Genomic DNA, 20,698 nt, shown 5'->3' on the forward strand with positions numbered 1-20,698 from the left:
AAGGAATGATTAACAGACTTGGCGACAGAATTGCAAAATTGCAGTTCAAGGATATTGTATCAGTAACACAATTATTTATGCTATTGGCAAATGAATATGAGTGGCCTCAGGAATACATAGATGGTGTGTATGCACACGCTGTCGAAGAAGCCAAGAAAATTCCATCAGTGAAATTATGGAATGAAGAAAGGAGATATGACTAATGAGTATAGATATCAGAGAAAGCAAGCAACTTAATCAGAAAAAGAAATCTGATACGCTTGATGAAATACTCGGCAGATTAGCAGTTATTGAAGGCAAGGTTGACAACCTTGCCTCCGAAAAGAGAAGCAAAATCGACGAAACCATAAGAGATGTAAAATCATCAGTTTATAAAATTGAGGATAACATTTATACATCGGCAGACAAACACATGAAACAGATTTTGCTGAGAGTGTTTCAAATATCGGGAGCGATTATCCTATGTGCACCTGCTGTCATTGTAACACTCTGGTGGCTCCTATCATTTGTAGGAATATTTGTATAAGGACAGGATGGTTGTAAAAAACACCAGAAATCTTTTGTTGATATTGATGAATAGACTTATAAGATAATTATGGTATGATTGGAGTGATCCTATGAAAATAGTAGTGGAATATGGTAAACATAACCTTTTTAGCGGTGTGCCGATTAAATTAGTAATACAGAGCATTGAAGAACTGTATAAACATTTTGAGGCAACAAAATATTTACCGCAAATTTCACACAAATCAATTTATTATAGAGAAAGGGTGAATGTGAATGAATCTTATTGAGAAATTAAGGGCGAAATACGGTGTTGTAAAGGCAGTGATTTATGCTAGATTTAGTTCCGAACTGCAAAGGGAGGAAAGCATTGATGCTCAAATGAGAGCAACAAAAGAATTTGCAGAGCGTAACGGCATCGTTATCCTCAGAGAATATGCAGATAGGGCAAAATCTGCGACGACAGATAAAAGACCGGAATTTCAACGAATGATAGCTGATGCCCATAAAAGAGAATTCCAGCTTGTGCTTGTGCACAAGCTGGACAGGTTTGCGCGAAACCGCATTGACAGTCTGGGATATAAGATGGAACTAAAAAAGTATGGTGTATCGCTGTTCAGTGTGACCGAACAGTTGGATTTTGATACTCCGGAGAGTATCATTACCGAATCGGTGCTTGATGCGATGGCGGAGTATTACTCACTTAACCTTGCAAGAGAGGTTGAGAAAGGCAAAAAAGAAAATGCCTACAAGTGTAAGCACACAGGCGGACAACCGCCCCTTGGCTATGATGTGGATCCAGAGAGTAAATTACTCGTGATTAACGAACATGAAGCAGAGGTAGTAAGGCTTATATTTCAAAGATATATTGAAGGCTACGGATATTTACAAATTGCCAATGAACTGAATGCAAAAGGTTATCGTACTAAAAAAGGAAATACCTTCTCGACCAATTCCTTTGTGTCGATACTTTCCAATGAAAAGTATATGGGAACCTATGTTTATAATAAGTCGGCAGAGAAAAGTGCTGACGGAACAAGAAATGGACATGCCTATAAGCCAGAGGAGGAATGGATTAAGATTGAGAACGGAGTCCCGCCGATTGTGAGTAAAGACGATTTCTTATATATCCAACAAAAACTCGCCACGAATAAAAAGAAATTCCATGGGTATAAGCATATTGAAGAATACTTACTTTCAGGTAAAATCTTCTGTGGGAAATGTGGTAGTCCCTATATAGGTGACAGACGAGCGGATAAAAGACGGTCTAATGTATTGATAAAGTATGTTTGCAATCTAAAAAAGCGAAAAGGTAAAAACGGTTGCGATGCAAGAGATTTGCATCGGGATGTTCTTGAAAAAATTGTACTCGATAAAATAGCGGAAAATGTGTTTGATGATACACTGTTGGAAAAGCTTACAGAATATTACAATGGGTTTAAAGAAAAGTGTAATGATGAGTTAAACGGCAAAAAGACAGCCTTGGAGAAGAAAATTAAAAGTCTTGAGGGTGACATAGAGTATCTAATAACCATGATGATTAAAAGGCGTACAGAAGCCTTGTTTGAAAAGTTAGAAAAAATGGAAGAAGAAAAGGCGAACCTGCAAAGCGAACTTAGAAAGCTGGAACAGACACAAAAAACCTCGCCTGTATCACAAAGTGATATTGAGTACACCTTATGGCATGCACAAAAGATGCTAAAAAACAAAACTCTATCTAACACCAAACAACTGATTGAGTCATTGGTAGACAGAGTTATCATATACGATGAGTACATACAAATCAAATTCACCTTTGCCAAAACGAAAGACTATAATTTCGATCCGCCGACAAAAGAAGAGTTGGTCGAAAACGAGCAAAAAAATAATCTGGGCGTAACAAACGTTACGCCCAGATGTGGCGGAGAAGGAGGGATTTGAACCCTCGCGCCGGTTTCCCGACCTACACCCTTAGCAGGGGCGCCTCTTCGGCCTCTTGAGTACTTCTCCATAAACCGAAAATAATTTCGTATGAAATTGTTTAGGCAGGTTTTTTAAACCTGCCTAGTTAATATTCTGGCAGAGAGGAAGAGATTCGAACTCTTGGCACTTTCGTGTCACTGGTTTTCAAGACCAGCTCCTTAAACCACTCGGACACCTCTCCATATCAGTACAACCTATTATAACAAAAAAAATTCCTCTTGTCAATATATTTTTTCTTTTTATTTTAATAAATTATTTGTATATTTTTAGCGTATATTGTTGTAAAAAAATTTTTTGTATGATAAAATTATGTGTAGAATGGATTATTATAAGGCACTCGGGAGTCGAACACCTTATGGTTTAAAATTAGAAATTTCGCTTAATACTGCAGAAATTCCTGCGGATATACGTAAGTATCATCCTTGAAATTTCTTTGACTTAAACAAAATTTCTAAATTTTAAACTCTTCGACCTTAAACGTAGGAAAATTTCTAAGATTTTTAATGCGAAGGACGAAGTCAGGCTGTCGCCTTACGAGGACGCCAAGTTGAAAAGATTAAAATTTAACAAATTTAAGGCATAAGGGGTTTTGGCTCCCGAGTGCCTATCAAATAGTAACAAAAAGGGAGATGAATATGAACAAAACTCCAAATTCTCTTAGAAAACATATCGGTATATTCGGGGATACCAATTCAGGAAAATCCCAACTTTTTAATAAAATCATAAATCAGGATTTAGCAGTTGTATCGGACAAAGAGGGAACGACTACTGACCCTGTTAAAAAAGCAATGGAACTTATTGGTTTTGGTCCTGTTGTGTTTGTTGATACTGCAGGGACTAATGATTTTACTGAACTTGGAAATTTAAGGAATAAAAAAACATTTGATGTTTTAACCGAAGTTGATTATGCTCTCATTATATGTGATTTTAAAAAATATAATAAAGTAACATTAGATAAAATTAAAGAAACTCTTAGCAAGAATAATACTCCTTATACAATTGTTATATCAAAAGAAGATACTTTAAATGACGAGGAAAAGGAAAATGCAAAGAAGGAATTTAAAGATGCGATTTTTGTTTCTTCTTTTGATGAAGTGTCAATTGACAAACTAAAGGAACATCTTATTTTGAAACTTAAAAAAGAAGAAGAGGAACAAGGGCTTCTTAACGGAATTTGTAAGGCAGGCGACGATGTGGTACTGGTTGTGCCTTCGGACAGCGAAGCGCCAAAAGGAAGGCTTATTCTTCCACAGGTTCAGACAATAAGGGACTGTCTTGATAACAACATATATTGCCATATAACAAACGAAGAAAATCTTTCAAAACTGCTTTTGGATTTAAAGAAGGTTGATTTGGTAATAACAGATTCTCAAGCCTTTAAAAATGTTAATGAAATTGTTCCGAAAAATATACGTCTTACATCTTTTTCGATGCTTCTTGCAAGGCAGAAGGGGGATTTTAAAACTCTTTATGAAGGAGCGCTTTTTATCGAAAGGCTAAAGAATAATGACAAGATTCTAATAAGCGAGGTATGTACTCACAACACATCTCATGAAGATATAGCGAGGGTAAAAATACCAAACCTTTTAAAAAAAGTTACAGGACTTAATCTTGAATTTGAATTTACATCAGGGCAGGATTTCCCCGAAAATCTTACCGATTACAGTCTTATTATCCACTGCGGAGGGTGTATGATTACTAAAAAAGCGATGGGAAAAAGGCTCGGCAAAATCAAAGAAAAGAATATACCTGTTACGAATTTCGGAGTTGCACTTTCCTATCTTACAGGTGCATATAAAAGGCAGGAATTTTTAAAAAATTTGTAAAGAAAGGAGAACTGTATGGAAAATTTATATTCTCTGATTGTTATAAATGAAGAATTGGACTCGATAAAAAAAGTTGAGATATCAGAAGATAATATTCCCGAAGAGTTAAATGGGGAAAGCGGGTTTCACATTTTTTATGTCAGAATGCTTACAGAACTTATTTTAAGAGAGTTAAAAGAAAAAGGTTATAATTTATCCGAAAAGCAAATAAATGATATTTCCATTGCTTCTTCTTTGCATGATATAGGGAAAGTAAAAATTCCAAAAAGCATACTTGATTTTCCGGGAAAACTTTCTCCTGTAGAGTATGATATAATAAAAAAACATACGGTTCTTGGCGAAGAACTCATTAAAAATGCAAATTCTGATATAGATACTGAAATTTTAAAACATGCATTTGAAATTGCAAGAAACCATCATGAAAGATGTGACGGGACAGGGTATCCTGACGGGAAAAAAGGTGAAGAAATACCGATTTCTGCTCAGGTTGTTTCTCTTGCCGATGCTTATGATGCGCTTACAAGTTTAAGAAGTTATAAAGAGGCTTTTTCTCAGGACGTTGCGATTGAAATGATTGCTAACGGTATGTGCGGTTTTTTTGATGAAAAACTTGTAGAATGTCTTTTAAATGTTGTAAATGACAAGGTTCTTGTGAAGATAAGAGAAAATATAAAAGAAAAAAGAAGAATTGTTGCCGACCCTGATACTTTAATGGTAAAAAACACTCTTATTATTGGTAATACAGGGTATCTTACAAAAAAATTTATTGATGAAACCTTTGAAAACAGCGATGTTTTAATAGTGGGAGAAACTGATATTGCAGTTTCTAAAAACATCAGAGTATTTAAGGGTAATAATCCGCCTCTTGAAGCGATTTTTTCTGCATACGAGTTTGATATGATTATATTTTTATCAAACGAACTTACATTTAATGCAAAAAAACAAAGCGACGCCAACAATTTAAGAGAAATTTTAGATTTAATTGCAAAATATAACAAAAGTGCGAAAGTAATGTATTTTACTTCTTTAGACGGTGGATTTACACCTGATACAGATAAGGGAATATTGACTGTTGCAACTGAAAATTTATGCGAATATTATACTAAACATTTTAATGTGGATATAAAAATTGTAAGAATTCCTTATCTTTATTCGGGAAAACTCAGTGATGACTTCTTATATAAGGTATTTGAACAGATGGAAAAAGGAAAGGTTGTACTTCCTTTTGTAGCATCGGAGCGAACTTTCTTCTTATCATTAAGTGACCTTTCTTCTTTGATTATAAGGTTTACGGATAACTGGCAGGAGGGGGTTGGCACACTTACTGTAAATGAAGAATTTCATATATCATTTTTAGAGTTTGCAGAACAAATTAAAAAGATAAAACCTGATGTTTCTTTTGATTTTACAGGCGAATATTTTTTAGGGGATATAACTACTAACAACAGGGCGTTAAGAAATGAATACGGATGGTTTTCAAAAATATCTGTTTTAGACGATATTTTTGAAGAGTATGAAAATTATCTTGTTGTTAAGGATAGGAAAACAGAGGGAAGATTTAATAAATTTAAAAAATGGTTAACCGAACATTCTCTTATAGTAAAAATTGCGGAACTGATTTTACTTTTTGTAATTACTGAAATATTAAATTATACGACAAATTCTTCCTTGTTCTTTTCAATAGTTGATTTCAGGATGGCGTTTACAGTTATAATTGCAACTGTGCACGGGCTTTATTTCGGGCTTTTAGCCGCAGGGTTAAGTTCGCTTTCATATCTTGTGGCAAAAATTATATCAGGTACAAAATGGCTTACTATTTTTTATGAGCCGTCAAACTGGCTGCCTTTTATTTATTTCTTCTTGGTAGGGGCACTTTGCGGTTATGTTAAACTAAAAAAAGATGACAGGATAAAATTTCTTTTGGAAGAGAATAATCTTTTAGAAGAAAAGTTAGAATTTACAAGAGATTTATACAATGATATATTTGAGGAAAAAAGAGATTTAAAGAAACAGATTATATCCTCTAAAGACAGCTTTGGTAAGATATTTGATGTTACAAGAAATTTGGATACTGTTGAACCTCGTGAACTGTTCTTAAAAATTATGGACACTTTTGAAGAAATACTTGAAAATAAAAGTATCTGCGTATATTCAGTTGGTAATAACAGTTATTTCGGAAGGCTTGAGGTAGCCTCCCGTGACATTATTGAGGAAGCGTCCCGTTCCATATCTTTAGATTCATTCAGTCCTATAATAGAAAGAATAAAAAAAGACGAAATATGGAAAAACACAAATCTTATTCCCGGACTTCCGATGTATGCAGCAGGGATATACAAGCAGGATAAATTACAACTTTTAATTTTTCTTTGGTATGTTAAACCTGACCAGAGAACTCTGTATTATGTAAACTTATTTAAAATTCTTTGCGATTTGGCAGAAATGTCTTTACTCAGGGCGCTTGACTATACGAATGCAGTATATGAAAATCAGTATATTGAAGGAACGAGTATTTTAAACAAAGAAGAATTTCACAAGGCTTATGATAATTTTAAGAAAATGGCAGATAGAAAAGTATTTGTTTACAGTTATCTTGAAATTGAAATGGGAAGTTTTTCATATAAGGAAATAAATGATATAATCATTAAAAAAATCAGAGCAAATGATATTTTGGGCGATTTGGGGAACGGTAAAATAGGGCTTCTTCTTTCTCAGGCAGGGGAGGAAGATTTAAAATATGTGATGCCTCGTTTTTCAGATACAGATGTTAAAATTGAAGTTATTAAAGATTAGATTGGAAAGGGGAATATGTTATGATTTATGTTTATATACTGCTTTTAGTTATACATATTCTTCTTTGCGTGTTAACTTTTTTGGGAATTCATTTAAGATTTCTTAAAGTGCATAAATATATGTTCTTTGTTGTATTATGCCTTCCTTTCTGGGGCTTTTTATTAGTTATACTGCTCCACAGTGAACGTTTTTTGAAACAAGATGCCCGTTTAGATGTTGGTGTAGAAAAAATGAAACTTGATTCGGTACTTTATCAGTCGGTTGAGATAGATAAAGATGATGACGAGGAAATAGTTCCTATTGAGGAGGCACTTATTGTAAATTCTTATAAGGAACGCCGTGAAATAATAATGGACGTGCTGAATGATAATCCGAAAGAATACATAGAATTTTTGAAAAAAGCAGGGAACAATGATGATACTGAGGTTGTTCACTATGCAGTAACCGCTATGGTTGAAATTTCAAAAGAAAACGATTATATGTTACAAAAGTTAGAGAGAAAACATTCTAAAAACCCTGACGATTACGATGTTTTAAAGGAATACAGTGATTTTGTATGGCACTGCCTTACACAAGGCCTTATGCAAGGGCAGGTTGAGGTTTTAAACAGAAATCTTTTTTCTGACCTTATAAGGAAAAAAATTGGCATAAAAGAAGAGAAAGAGGATTATATACGTCTTTTTGAAAATGCCTTTAGTCTTAAAAATTATACTGAGGCAGGAGATGTTTTAAATAAATTAGAGGAAAAGTATGGGTTTTTTGAAGAATTGTTCCTTTTGAAGATCAAATACTTTGCCACACTTGGTAAAGGCGATAAAATCCATAAGTTAATTGATGAAACGGAAAATATGGATATATATCTTCCTTATAAAGTAAAGGAGGAAATTGCATTTTGGAAAAATTAAAAGAAAGATTTTTAAAATTCCGATATAATGGTATTTTAGCCATTGTTCTTATATTCATAGTAATTGCTCTTATTGTTTTTATAGAAAGAAGCGGAATTTCAGTAAATTATACCAAAAGAGTGCTTGATTATCTTCCGAAAGAAAAAATAGTTACAAAAGAAAAAGCACAAATTAATTCGCAAAAAAACACAGTTTTATTATATAATTCTTTAAGTGCTTCAAGCAGTAATGCGTTAGAGGAATTTAAAGTTATCTTTACTGATATGAAGGTAGGATACGAACTTATTGATTTATCGTCTGAGCCGTTTCCTGACCTTAACAACTATAAAATTGCTGTTGTGCTTACTGAGGACTTAACTGTTTTCGAGGATAACGTGTTCACTTTATGCGATTGGGTTTATGACGGAGGAAGCACACTTTTTGCTGTTAGTTTATCTAAATCTGTATATACAACTGTAATTGAAACAAGGCTTGGAATTTTAGATTCTTCCTATGAGAATACAGAGGTTGAAAGCATTTTTGTAGAAAAAGATTTTATGGCAGGAGGAGGCAGAACTTTTTATATAGATGACGGTTTCGATTCTGCCTGGTCTGTTCAACTTGATGAGAAAAAAGCCAAAGTTTATGCATATACTTCGGGGGATAAAAAAACTCCTTTAATATGGGAAACGAAGTACGGGAAAGGCAAATTCGTTGTAGATAATTTCGGGCTGTATGAAAAAGTTATGAGAGGATTTTTTGTTGCATCTTACAGTTTGTGCGATGATGTTTGCGTGTATCCTGTTATAAATGGAAATGTGTTTTATCTTGATGATTTTCCGTCCCAGATACCAAGCGGCGATAACCGATATATTAAAAGAGATTTCGGTACTTCTATAAGAGATTTTTACGTTAATATATGGTGGCCCGATATGATGAATTTTCAGGATAAGTATAACTTGAAATACACAGGCCTTGCAATTTTATGTTATGATGATGTTGTTGACGGAACAACTCCGTCAAATGCAGATAAAGGAACATTTTTAAATTTCGGTAATATGCTTTTAAGACAGGGCGGGGAGATAGGCTATCATGGATATAATCATCAGCCTCTTTGCTTGTCCGACTGTGACTACAGGGGCGAATATGATTATAAAACGTGGGACAGTACAGGTGCTATGAAAGGCGCTTTTGATGAACTGATAGATTTTTGTGATGAACTTTTTGGCACTACTCCTATGAATATATACGTTCCTCCGTCAAATATTTTATCTTATCAGGGACAGAATTTCTTGTTAAGTGAATATCCTCATATTAAAACAATATCGGGAATATATTTTCCTGACTCCGATTGCGATTATACCTGTGTTCAGGAATTTGAGGTGCTAAATGACGGCAGAGTGCTTCAGCCTCGTATAGTATCGGGATGTGAAATGGACAATTTTATGAGTCTTGCAGTAATATCCGAACTTAATTTTCATTATGCAAACAGTCATTTTACACACCCTGACGATGCGCTCGACCCTGAGCGTGGTGCAGAAAAAGGCTGGGCAAGTTTAAAAAGTAGTTTTGACGATTATCTTTCATGGGTACATAACAGTGCACCGAAAATACGTAATTTTACGGGTTCTGAAATGTCAGCAGCGATACAAAGATATGCTGCACTTAATATAAATAAAGAAGTTTATGAAGATAAGATGATACTTAAGGTAGATAATTTTTATGACGAGGCATACTGTCTTATAAGGTTTAACGAAAATGAGTTTTCAAAAGTTACAGGCGGAGAACTTACCAAGGTAACGGGAAATTTATATCTGCTTCGTGTTAAAGATTCAAAAGTTATAATAGATTTTAAGAGGTAAAAATGAGAATTTGTCTGATACTTGAAGGGTGTTACCCTTATATTAACGGCGGTGTGTCTACCTGGATGCATCAATATATTGAAAATATGCCTGAGCATGAATTTATCCTGTGGGTTATCGGCGCAAAAGCAGAGGATAAGGATAAATTTGTTTATAAACTTCCAAAAAATGTTACAGAAGTGCATCAGGTGTTTTTAGATGACGCTCTTAAAGTGAAAGACAGTGGTGTTTTTACTCATAAGTTTAATAAAAAACAAAAAGAAGCACTAAAGAATCTGATGATTTCAAAAAGTCCTGACTGGGATTTATTATTTGAAATGTATCAGGTTAAAAAAATCAATCCTATGAGTTATTTAAAAAGTGAATTCTTTTTGGAAACTTTAGTTGAAATAACGAAAAAGGAATTTCCGTATATTGCTTTTTCCGACGCTTTCCATTCAGTCCGTTCAAGACTTCTTCCTGTTTTGTATCTTTTGGGAACTTATGTTCCGAAAGCAGATATATACCATGCAATTTCAACCGGTTACGGAGGACTTTTGGCATCTATGGGGGCATACATATATAAAAAGCCCCTTCTGCTTACCGAACATGGTATATATACAAGGGAGCGAGAAGAGGAAATTATCCGTGCAAAATGGGTTGAGCGTGCATTTAAAGGGCAATGGATAGACTTTTTCTATATGCTTTCCGATTTGATATATTCCCGTGCATTTCGTGTTACAAGCCTTTTTGCAAGAGCAATGGAAACACAGATAGATATGGGATGTGAAAGGGAAAGATGCAAGGTTATCGCAAATGGCATAAGTTATGAAAGATTTTGCAATATACCTCAAAAACAAGATGACGGTATTGTTGATATAGGTGCAGTTGTAAGATTTGCTCCTATTAAAGATATAAAAACAATGATTTATGCATTTTTCGAACTGACAACACGGCATAAAAATGTACGCTTACATATACTCGGAGGAATTGACGACAAAGAGTATGCAGAGGAGTGTTATGCACTGATTTCCCAACTTGGACTTTCAGATATGATAATAATGCCCGGACGTGTTAATGTGGTAGAATATTTCAAAAAACTTGATTTTACCATACTTACAAGTATATCGGAAGGTCAGCCTTTATCAGTCTTAGAATCTTTTGCTGCAGGAAGGCCATGTGTAACTACTGATGTCGGCTGTTGCAGAGAACTTTTAGAGGGAGATATAGGCGATAATTTAGGTATAGCAGGCTATACGGTTCCCCCTATGCAAAGGGAAAAACTTGCAGAAGCGATGGAAAAATTTGTTGAATCAAAAGAGTTGAGATTAGAGGCAGGAAGAGTAGGAAAACTCCGTGCTCAAACTTACTATAAATATGAGATAATGCTTGGAAAATATAAGAATCTTTATAAGGAGGTAGAGGAAAATTGGCAGGTATAGGTTTTGAACTTAAAAAACTTTTTGCTAAAAAAGGAATTTTACAATCTGTAAAGGCTTTCGGATATGCCACAGTTATATGTTCAGGACCGATGCTTTTAGGTGTTCTTCTTTTGCTGGGGCTTATGTTCTTATGTACTGTAAGCGGTATTGCTACTATGAAAAGAGAACTTCTTATATGTATGATTACATATACACTTTTAGCATCTATACTTACAACATCTTTTTTCTCGCTTCCTCTGACACGTTATATAGCAGATATGCTGTATACTGAAAATAAAAAGGCGATTTTGCCGTCTTTCTGGGGTTCGTGTTCTGTAATGATGCCGCTTGGAAGTATACTTTACGGGATATTTCTTCTTATTTCAGGTGCTACACTTTTACAGGGGATGTTTTTATTCATATTTTTTAACGAACTGATAATAACCTGGAATGCAATGAGTTATTTAACTGCAATAAAAGATTATAAAGGGATTTTTACATCATATTTAGTTTCAATACTTACGATTTTTATTGTCGGATGGATACTTGTTTTATTTAAAGCACCTGTAATTGAGAGTCTGCTTTTTTCGGTAACTGTCGGATACGGTGTTATGGTTATATGGGACATTATACTTTTACACAGATATTTTCCCAAGAGTAATCTTTCGGCATTTACATTCTTTAAGTGGATAGATTTATTTTGTCCTCTGGCGTTTTCCGGACTGTTTATAAATATAGGAATGTTTTTGCATCTTGTTATAATATGGGCAAGTGATATAGGTATAAGAGTTCACGGACTTTTTTACGGAGCGCCCGAGCATGATGTTCCTGCACTGATTGCTTTTATGACAACGCTTATAACTACTGTTAATTTTGTGGTATCGGTTGAGGTTAATTTTTATCCTAAATACCGTAATCATTACAGCCTTTATAATGATAAAGGAACAATCGGCGATATTATTCAGGCGGAAAAAGAGATGCTTGACGTTTTAAAAACCGAAACTTTCTACACATCATTAAAGCAACTTTTATGTACGGCAGGGTTTATTGCCGCAGGAGGATTTTTATTTGATATACTCCCTCTGGGATTTAACGAAATGATGAGAGGATATTTCAGAATTTTAGCAGTAGGATACGGACTTTATGCAATAGGAAATATGATTTTTCTTATACTTTTATATTTTACGGATTATAAAGGAGCACTCGTTGTAAGCGGAATTTTTGCATCAGGTTCGGTTGTTCTTACATTGATTTCGCTTTTGTTACCGCCCGTGTATTATGGGTTTGGATTTTTAATTGCTTCGCTTTTATTTGTTATAACAGGGATAATACGTCTTGACTATTTTACAAAACGTTTGCCTTATTATATACTGGCAGTTCAACCGCTTACCGAAGAAGATAAAAGCGGCAGGTTTACAAGGTTGGGTGCATTTTTGGAAAATAAACTGGAGGGGGAAGAGTAGTATGAAAAAGGGAATGAAGTTTGTCGCACTTATTGTTTCATTTGTTTTTATACTAAGCGGATGTATAAAAGAAAAACCTGTGGAAGAAATATCAGATAACACTATAAAACAATATGTTGATCCAAGCCTTGACGGATATAAGTTCAGGGATAATAAGTACCTTTATAAAAATTCCGACCCGAAAAAAGTGGTAACGATGTATCTTACTGTTTTAGAGGGAAATTCAGGGGAAGGTACCGATCACACATGGGAAGAAGTAAATTCCTATTCAGTGTATGACTATGAAAAAATGGGTATTGACAGGTACAAGGTGGAAGGACTGTTGCAGGTAGGGGATGAAAGCGGACCACTTCCGGGAGAACTTGGATATAATCAAATCTCACCTAACTGTACTGTGCAGATAAGAGGTCAGTCCTCAAGTTTAAGAGAGCAAAAAAATTATAAAATAAGTGTAAAAGATAATAAGGGGCAGTGGAACGGTCAGTCAACAATTGCACTTAATAAGCACGTATCCGACCCTACAAGATTTCGAAATAAACTTTCCTACGATTTAATTTCGGGTATTGACGAAATAATGGGGTTAAGAACAACTTTTGTGCATCTTTATGTTAAAGATACAACTTCCGGTGGAAATAATAAATTTACTGATTATGGGCTGTATACGCAGGTTGAGCAACTTAACAAAACTGCATTAAAAGCACACGGGCTTGATAATAAAGGGCATCTATATAAAATCAATTTCTGCGAGTTTTACAGATATGAAGATGTTATAAAACTTAAAGATGATCCCGATTTTAATATAAAAGAGTTTGAAAAAATCTTAGAGGTAAAAGGAAATGACGACCACTCAAAACTTATAAAAATGTTAGAGGATGTAAATGACTACTCAAAAGATTTTGACGAAGTTTTAGACAAACATTTTGATATAGAAAATTTAAGTTACTGGATGGCTTATCAGATTTTAATGGGAAACATTGATACCCAAAGCAGAAACTTTTACATATACAGTCCACTAAATATTGATAAGTGGTATATTATCCCGTGGGATAATGACGGAAGTTTAAGAAGAACGGAACTTAACCTTGCAGGAAGAAGCGACAATGGTGGTTGGGAGGAAGGTATAAGTAACTACTGGGGTAACGTTTTATTTAAAAGAGCATTAAAGAGTGAAAAATATGTTTTGGCACTTAACAGAGCGATAGAAGAAATTAAGGCTTATCTTAATTATGAAAGAGTTAACGAATATGTTACAACTTATGCAAGTATAGTAAAACCATACCTTTACAGAATGCCCGATATAATGTATGCACCTGTTACATCAGGACAATTTGATTATATCGTGAAAAATCTTGCAAATGAAATAGAAGCCAATTATCTTTCTTATAAAGAATCGTACGAAAAACCAATGCCTTTCTTTATAGGCCTTCCTAAAAAAACCGAAAAAGGTCTTTATATTGAATGTGAGGGTGCTTTTGATTTTGACCTGGAAAATATAACTTATAATATTCAGATTGCAAAAGATTATCGTTTTAGTAATGTAGTTGCAAATTTTGAGAATGTTTTAATTCCTGCAGTTACAATAGATATGCTTCCTAAGGGACAGTATTTTATCAAAGTTACTGCAACAAATGCGAGCGGATATACTCAAACTGCATTTGACTATTATATGGCAAGCGAAGGTAAACAGTACGGAGTAAAATGTTTCTACGTTGAGGCAGACGGAACTATTGTGGAGGATATTTATGTCGAAGGTTGAAAGATACAGGAATGAATGGAAGTATCTTATAGATACAGCCCAGAAAGAACTTATCTGCCAGAGGCTTAAACCACTTTTAAAACTTGATGAAAATGCCAAAGATGGCGGATATATGATAAGAAGTCTTTATTTTGAAGATTATTATAAAACATCTTATAATGAAAAAGATTCAGGTGTGTTAAGGCGAAAAAAATACAGAATAAGAATTTATAACTGTTCGGACAGAAGTATTAAACTTGAGCGAAAAAAGAAGTATGGAAGTTATATTTATAAAGAGTCTGCAAGGCTTAGCCGAGAGGAAGTATATAAAATACTTGACGGAGATTATGAATTCCTGCTTAAAAATCCTCAGTCACTGTGTCAGGAATTTTATTACGAATGTGTAAGTAATGTTATGCGTCCAAGAGTAATAGTCGATTATGAAAGAGAGCCATGGATAATGGACGAGGGGACAGTAAGAATTACATTCGATATGGACGTAAGAGCCGCAGTTGGCAATTTTGATATATTTGATGAAACACTTCCTGCACTTACGGTGTTAGAGCCGGGTAAATGCGTAATGGAGGTTAAGTTTACCGAATTTTTACCACGTATTGTCCGTGATGTTCTGCCCGATAAGGCATCGGAATTTACGGCAGTTTCAAAATATGTTTTATGTTATGAAAAAACGGAATATATGAACAGTTTCAAATATTGGTACGAGAATTAAATTTATTTGATTTAAATAAAGGGGGAATAAAAATGAGTGTACAGGATTTTATTAAAAAGTCGATACTTAATTCAGGTGCGTTTGACGGCGTAAGCCTCACAAATATTGCGCTTGGACTTACAACAGCAATTTTAGTAGGTTTAGTAATTTATTTTACTTATAAGAAGTTTTATATCGGTGTTATTTATTCGAAAAGTTTTGCAATGTCATTAATAGGTATGAGTGTGCTTACTGCTACAATCACTCTTGCAATAAGTACCAACATCGTAATTTCTTTAGGTATGGTCGGTGCTTTATCTATCGTTCGTTTCAGAACGGCAGTTAAAGACCCCTTGGACCTTTTATATCTTTTCTGGTCTATAACCTCAGGGATTGCATCGGGAGCAAATATGTATCTTTTAGTTGTTATTGCCGCTCTTGTTATGGTGCTTATTATATCAATCTTTTACAGAACAAGACAAAACGGAAGAATTTACATAGCAGTAATTCACTATCTTACTGATGAAGCGGGGGATAATGTTATCCGTGCATTCGGTAAAATGAAATATTTTATAAAATCAAAAACAGTAAGAAAAGAAAAAACTGAAATGGCAGTTGAAGTATATTGCAAAAATAACGATATGTTTTTCCTTGATAAAATTAAAAATATTGAGGGCGTTTTAGATGCGACCTTGATACAGTATAACGGAGAGTATCACGGGTAGTATTTATATTATTAACGAAAGGGCAACCGGAAAAATGGTAAATAATTTTAAAGGAGCAATATTCGATATGGACGGGACGCTTGTAGACTCCTTGATGTTATGGAATATAATATGGAAAAAATTCGGAGATGTTTTTTTGGGCGGAAAGAATTTTCTTCCATCAGAAACTGATGATAAAAAGATAAGGACAATGACAATAAAAGATTCGATGTATTATATTCACTCGCAATATGGTATTGGAAGAAGTGGTGATGAGTTGTTTTGCGAAACAAACAGGATAATGACAGAATTCTATTCGAGTCAAGTAAAACTTAAAGATGGTGTAGCAGAGTTTTTGGAATATTGTTATAACAACGGTATAAAAATGTGTATAGCATCCGCAACGGATATAAATCTTATAAAAATTGCTGTTGATCATTGCAATATAGGAAAATATTTTGATAATATTCTTTCCTGCGCTGAAATTGGTAAAGGAAAGGATCAACCTGATATATATCTAAAAGCGTTAGAGTGTCTGGGAACTAAAACAGATGAAACGTATATATTTGAAGATTCACACGTTGCAATTGAAACAGCAGATAAGTTGGGAATGAAAACAGTAGGAATTTACGATAAGTATAATTACGGACAGGAAGAAATGAAGAAAATCGCAACTGTGTATATCGAAAAAGGCGAAACATTGAAAAAACTTATTGATAATAACTGTATCTAAGTTGTCTATTCCTCATATTTTAAGCAACTAAGAAAAGAATGTTTGAAAATTCAGACATTCTTTTTTTTGATAACTTAGTCTAAAAAATGAATATAGTTATCCTTGTTTTCTTGTGTTAAACTTAAAGTAAGATAATATGTAATAAAGGAGATAATGATTATGACAAAAAGAATTATTTCATTATTGATTGCTTTAAGTTTTCTATTGGTTGGGTTTAGCGTATCTGCTGATTATACAGGGCTTACAAACCTTGCTTTAGGTAAGACTGTAACAGCAAATGCTTCAACTACAAAAACAGCATCTGTTACTGACGGAGAAAAGAGTGCTTCTTCAAATAGTGGTATATGGTTTGGATCGGGTTCAAAATATATAACTATTGATCTGGAAGAAAATACAGCATTTAATACAGTTGCTGTTTACGAATATCACTCTAGCAGTCCTGCTAAAATAACTGGATATACTTTAGAAATATCAGAAGATAATTCAGTTTGGGAAACGGTGGCACAAAAAGAAGGAGATACATCATTTGCAGTGCAGACAGATGTTGATAGGCGGTTTCTGGGAACAATAACATTTAATACTGTAAATGCAAGATATGTTAAATTTACTGTTACTTCTTCAACTGCTAATTATTACATCCAGGAAATAGAAATATACAACGATACTTCCCTTGGCGAAGTTACACCGCCTGATGATGAAGAGGAAACTGATGAGCCACAGGAGGATGCACAGAATTTTGCAAAATATAAATCGGTTGAAGTTAGCAGAGAATCAAGTGGCAAAGACCATACAAAAGTTACAGACGGAATTAAAAATATTTCAACATCAGCTGATGCGTGGAATGTTAAAGCAGGAGATTATATTATAATTGACCTTGCTAAAGAGAAAACATTTGATTGTATAGTTGTATATGAGTATTCTCATGCAAGGTCAAAAAGTTATAAGATTGAAACATCATCTGATAAATCAGTTTGGAATACCGTATTTGAATCGGATGAAATACTTACAGGTTACGGCGGGACTACGAGTGCATCGTCAAATGCCTCACACTATTACGGACAATTTTTTATAGATAAAACTACTGCACAATATGTAAAAATTACAATCAATGATTCGGCAGAATCGGGCAAACTTTCTTATATAGAAGAAATTGAAATATATGACAGGACCAATATGCCCGAAATTGAAACAGGGGAAGAGATAGTTGATATTACACTTAATCCTCCACAAGTGATTGATAGTGTTCCATACGAAAGTGAAAACTTCCATATATATTTATTTTTAGGTCAGTCCAATATGGCAGGAAGAGGCACACTTCTTAAGGAAGACTATGTTGTAGTTGAAAATGCTTATCTTTTAAACGATGATGGAAACTGGGAATATGCACAGGTTTATCCTAACGAAAACTCAAGATATTCTTGCTATCAGGGATATAACAGGTATTCAAACATAGATGCAGACGAAAAAAATCTGGCAAATCCTGCATTATCATTTACAAGAGTAATGCGTGAGAACTTACCTGAGAGCACAGGGATTGGAATAATTTCAAATGCAAGAGGGGGAACAACCGTAAAACAATGGCAGAAAGATTATGTAACTTCAGACGGCTCCGACAACTTGTATAAAAAGACATTAGACAGAACTTTAGCCGCTCTTGAAAAGGGTGGAGTTATCAAAGGTATTTTATGGCTTCAGGGAGATACCGATGCTGCAAACGACGGGTATCTTACAAATCTTAATAAACTCGTTTGCGATTTAAGAGAAGACCTTAACCTTTTGGAAAATGAAGTTCCTTTTATTGCAAGTCAGTTTGTACCTGCAAAAACAGCACAAAATGAAGCAATAACACAAATTGCATCTTATGTAATAAATTCTGATTATATAAGCAGTGAAGGCACAAGTTCAGTTGGCGATGATCTTCATTTTGATGGGATGTCGCAAAGACTCTTAGGTTGCCGTTATGCTGAAAAAATTATGAGCAAAGTTTATGGAAAGAATTTAACTGCAGAAGAACTTTATAACAGTGTTTATTTAGAAACTCCCGATGATTTACCTGATGCGTTTGCAGTTCCACTTTCATATTTCCCGTCAAGCCTTGAACCAAATGATTCTGTTACAGTTAAAAATCATTTAGGTCAGATGCAGACTATCACAGGGCATTATATGGTTATTTTAACAAAGATTAATCCTGAAAGTTCGGGATATACTTTGGAAGAATACGGAGTTTCAATATCGAAAGACGGTGTTAATTATACTCAGGATGCGAAATCACTTGTGGAATTAACAACCGATAATGCTTATATAATGCTTATCTATAACCTTAAAGCAGGCAATACATATTATTTCAGACCCTACTGTGTATATAAAGATACATCGGATAATTTATGGACAGTTAACGGAGAAGAAGTAATAACATACGAGGTAGAATAAAAGATTACAAATAAAAATAACGGACGTTTTGGGGACTGTCCCTAAAACGTCCATTTTTATAAAAAGACGATGTTTAAAGTAATTTTTAAACACCGTCTTTTTTGGGGGTGGCAGGCAGAATTCTATAATCAGGATTCTGCCATATATGTAACAACAGTAATATTATTTTCTGAAATACTACCTTCTTGAAGCCAGGTGCTTAGGTTTGCAATTTTTACATCAGGAGTAATATTTAAAAGTTCAACTGATGGTTTATTATATTTTTTCATCTTCAAATACCTCCTTAAGTTAATTATTTAGTGTAAATATTTTGCTGCTTCCGTATATGTTTGTAATCTTGCCTTCGGAATCTTTATATATTGCATAAGGTCTTAGGTAGTATGTAGCGCCTTGCTTTATACCTGTTCCTTCAAACAGAACTCCATAAGCACCTTCGTTAGTTGTTTTTTCTTTATCTGCAATACCTTTTATAGCATTTTCCGATGTAACGTCAGGAACTGCGTTTTCCATAAGCAGTACGCCATATTCCTGTAATTTGTATCCTGCAATTTCTGTAACTTTAGCAAAAATCATTGCATATCTGTTGTATGTTTTTCCATCAACTGTAATTGATTCTCCATCATTTGAAGAAAATGCGTTGTCAGCAGTTGCAATCGTAGCAGAGTCTATTGCAGATTTTACTGTAAATCCGAAGGTAACAGTTTTATTTCCGGCAGTAAGGGTTGCTGTATCGGAAACTTCCGAAGATGTATTAAAGGTAAGAACTCCGTTTTCAATTGTTCCGAATTTTTCATCAATTGAGTAATTAATTGTAGTTCCGTCATAAGAGAAGAAATAGTCATTTAAATTTATAGATTTTTCTTCGCCTGTTTTAAGAGTTTGCGCCTCAATATCTTTTAGTTTAACTAAGCCGTCACCATTAGCATTTTGGATATTGTCTATATCAATAGAGTCGCTTGTTGTATCCCCTTGTTGAAACTGAATGTTAAAAGAACGAACATTTATTGCAGAACTGCTTGTTCTCATAGGGAAAGAAGTGTAAGGCTCAGAAACAATATAAGTATCTATTGCGGCAACTGGTGTAAGAACTACAACTTTTTCGTTTAGCAAAATACTAATTTTTCCGAAAGAATTTGCTGTTCCAGTATTGCCAAGAATTTTAAGATTAAACCATTTATTATCTACAATATCATAGTTAGAAATATTTGCTGTAAATTTATAATTACTATTATCTTCAGGCCACCACTCAACAGTATCTTTTGTTATTACGAGAGCACCTGCTGTGTAAACTGTAGAATATGTATCAGGTTTAGAGTTTCTTGAAAAAGCAATTTTGGCGTATGAATTGTCATCTGTAATACATTTAAGTAGTTTTAATTCAAGTTCAAATAGATTACATGTTGATTTGCTGTATTCTGTCGAGAATGAAGCAAAACGGGCATAACCCAGAGCATTCATTGCAGGTTTGATTCTTAACATATTCGCAGAAGAGTTTCCTACTCCTGCTTTAGTATTTAATGTTACACGGACACTTGCACTGTTTGTCTTATCTGCAAACATACTGGCATCTTCGGCATTTTCAAAATCATAACTTTGTACAGTCGCACCGGCAGCAAAGTCCGCATATACAAAGATGCCTGACATTGAAAACAGAATTGATGTTGCTAAAATTAATAGCAGAATTTTTTTCATAAAA

At 34.2% G+C, this 20,698-nt stretch carries 14 protein-coding genes and 2 tRNA genes; 13 read left to right on the forward strand and 3 right to left on the reverse strand.

From position 1 onward, the window contains the following. The first annotated feature begins 202 nt into the window (after positions 1-202). Positions 203-526 carry a hypothetical protein gene (locus tag E7419_06410; GenBank protein MBE7014821.1) on the forward strand — a complete coding sequence of 108 codons (324 nt, stop codon included), beginning with the start codon at positions 203-205 and terminating at the stop codon, positions 524-526. A gap of 254 nt (positions 527-780) precedes the next feature. Continuing rightward, positions 781-2,424, forward strand: coding sequence for a recombinase family protein (locus tag E7419_06415; protein ID MBE7014822.1), 1,644 nt, complete (start codon positions 781-783; stop codon positions 2,422-2,424). Here the strand turns inward: E7419_06415 and E7419_06420 are convergent. Together E7419_06420 and E7419_06425 are read right to left on the reverse strand one after the other, a co-directional pair. After that, positions 2,403-2,493 (reverse strand) — tRNA-Ser (locus E7419_06420). The genes E7419_06415 and E7419_06420 overlap by 22 nt on opposite strands. A gap of 67 nt (positions 2,494-2,560) precedes the next feature. Further along, positions 2,561-2,647, reverse strand: a tRNA-Ser gene (locus tag E7419_06425). A gap of 454 nt (positions 2,648-3,101) precedes the next feature. Here E7419_06425 and hydF point away from each other — a divergent pair. From hydF to E7419_06480, 11 genes are all read left to right on the forward strand, one after another. Next, positions 3,102-4,292: a [FeFe] hydrogenase H-cluster maturation GTPase HydF gene (gene hydF, locus E7419_06430; protein ID MBE7014823.1), complete on the forward strand. Its 1,191-nt coding sequence runs from the start codon at positions 3,102-3,104 to the stop codon at positions 4,290-4,292. Between the two features lie 15 nt (positions 4,293-4,307). Further along, complete coding sequence (locus E7419_06435) at positions 4,308-7,082, forward strand: HD domain-containing protein (protein ID MBE7014824.1); 2,775 nt, start codon at positions 4,308-4,310, stop codon at positions 7,080-7,082. Between the two features lie 20 nt (positions 7,083-7,102). Further along, positions 7,103-7,987: a hypothetical protein gene (locus tag E7419_06440; protein ID MBE7014825.1), complete on the forward strand. Its 885-nt coding sequence runs from the start codon at positions 7,103-7,105 to the stop codon at positions 7,985-7,987. After that, the gene (locus E7419_06445; protein ID MBE7014826.1) at positions 7,975-9,828 is read left to right on the forward strand and encodes a DUF2194 domain-containing protein; all 1,854 of its coding nucleotides are present in this window, start codon (positions 7,975-7,977) and stop codon (positions 9,826-9,828) included. Before E7419_06440 ends, E7419_06445 begins: the two co-directional genes overlap by 13 nt. A gap of 2 nt (positions 9,829-9,830) precedes the next feature. Beyond that, a complete protein-coding gene (locus E7419_06450; GenBank protein MBE7014827.1) occupies positions 9,831-11,249 on the forward strand; it encodes a DUF3492 domain-containing protein in 1,419 nt (472 codons plus the stop codon). Continuing rightward, positions 11,237-12,691 (forward strand): hypothetical protein, encoded by a 1,455-nt coding sequence (locus tag E7419_06455; GenBank protein MBE7014828.1) that lies wholly within the window; start codon positions 11,237-11,239, stop codon positions 12,689-12,691. The genes E7419_06450 and E7419_06455 overlap by 13 nt, the downstream gene beginning before the upstream one ends. A gap of 1 nt (position 12,692) precedes the next feature. Beyond that, complete coding sequence (locus E7419_06460) at positions 12,693-14,447, forward strand: spore coat protein CotH (GenBank protein ID MBE7014829.1); 1,755 nt, start codon at positions 12,693-12,695, stop codon at positions 14,445-14,447. Further along, positions 14,434-15,156 (forward strand): polyphosphate polymerase domain-containing protein, encoded by a 723-nt coding sequence (locus tag E7419_06465; GenBank protein MBE7014830.1) that lies wholly within the window; start codon positions 14,434-14,436, stop codon positions 15,154-15,156. The genes E7419_06460 and E7419_06465 overlap by 14 nt, the downstream gene beginning before the upstream one ends. 32 nt (positions 15,157-15,188) lie before the next feature. Beyond that, entirely contained in the window at positions 15,189-15,860 is a 672-nt protein-coding gene (locus E7419_06470; GenBank protein MBE7014831.1) for a DUF4956 domain-containing protein, read from the forward strand. Positions 15,861-15,894: 34 nt separating this feature from the next. After that, positions 15,895-16,572 carry an HAD family phosphatase gene (locus E7419_06475; GenBank protein ID MBE7014832.1) on the forward strand — a complete coding sequence of 226 codons (678 nt, stop codon included), beginning with the start codon at positions 15,895-15,897 and terminating at the stop codon, positions 16,570-16,572. Positions 16,573-16,725: 153 nt separating this feature from the next. Then, on the forward strand, positions 16,726-19,002 hold the full coding sequence (locus tag E7419_06480; protein ID MBE7014833.1) for a hypothetical protein: 2,277 nt from the start codon (positions 16,726-16,728) through the stop codon (positions 19,000-19,002). A 288-nt stretch (positions 19,003-19,290) separates the two neighbouring features. On the opposite strand, the gene E7419_06485 is transcribed toward E7419_06480, so the two are convergent. Continuing rightward, complete coding sequence (locus tag E7419_06485) at positions 19,291-20,694, reverse strand: hypothetical protein (GenBank protein MBE7014834.1); 1,404 nt, start codon at positions 20,692-20,694, stop codon at positions 19,291-19,293. Positions 20,695-20,698 lie beyond the last annotated feature (4 nt).

It is taken from the genome of Oscillospiraceae bacterium, from assembly GCA_015068525.1.
GTDB lineage: Bacteria > Bacillota > Clostridia > UMGS1840 > HGM11507 > SIG450.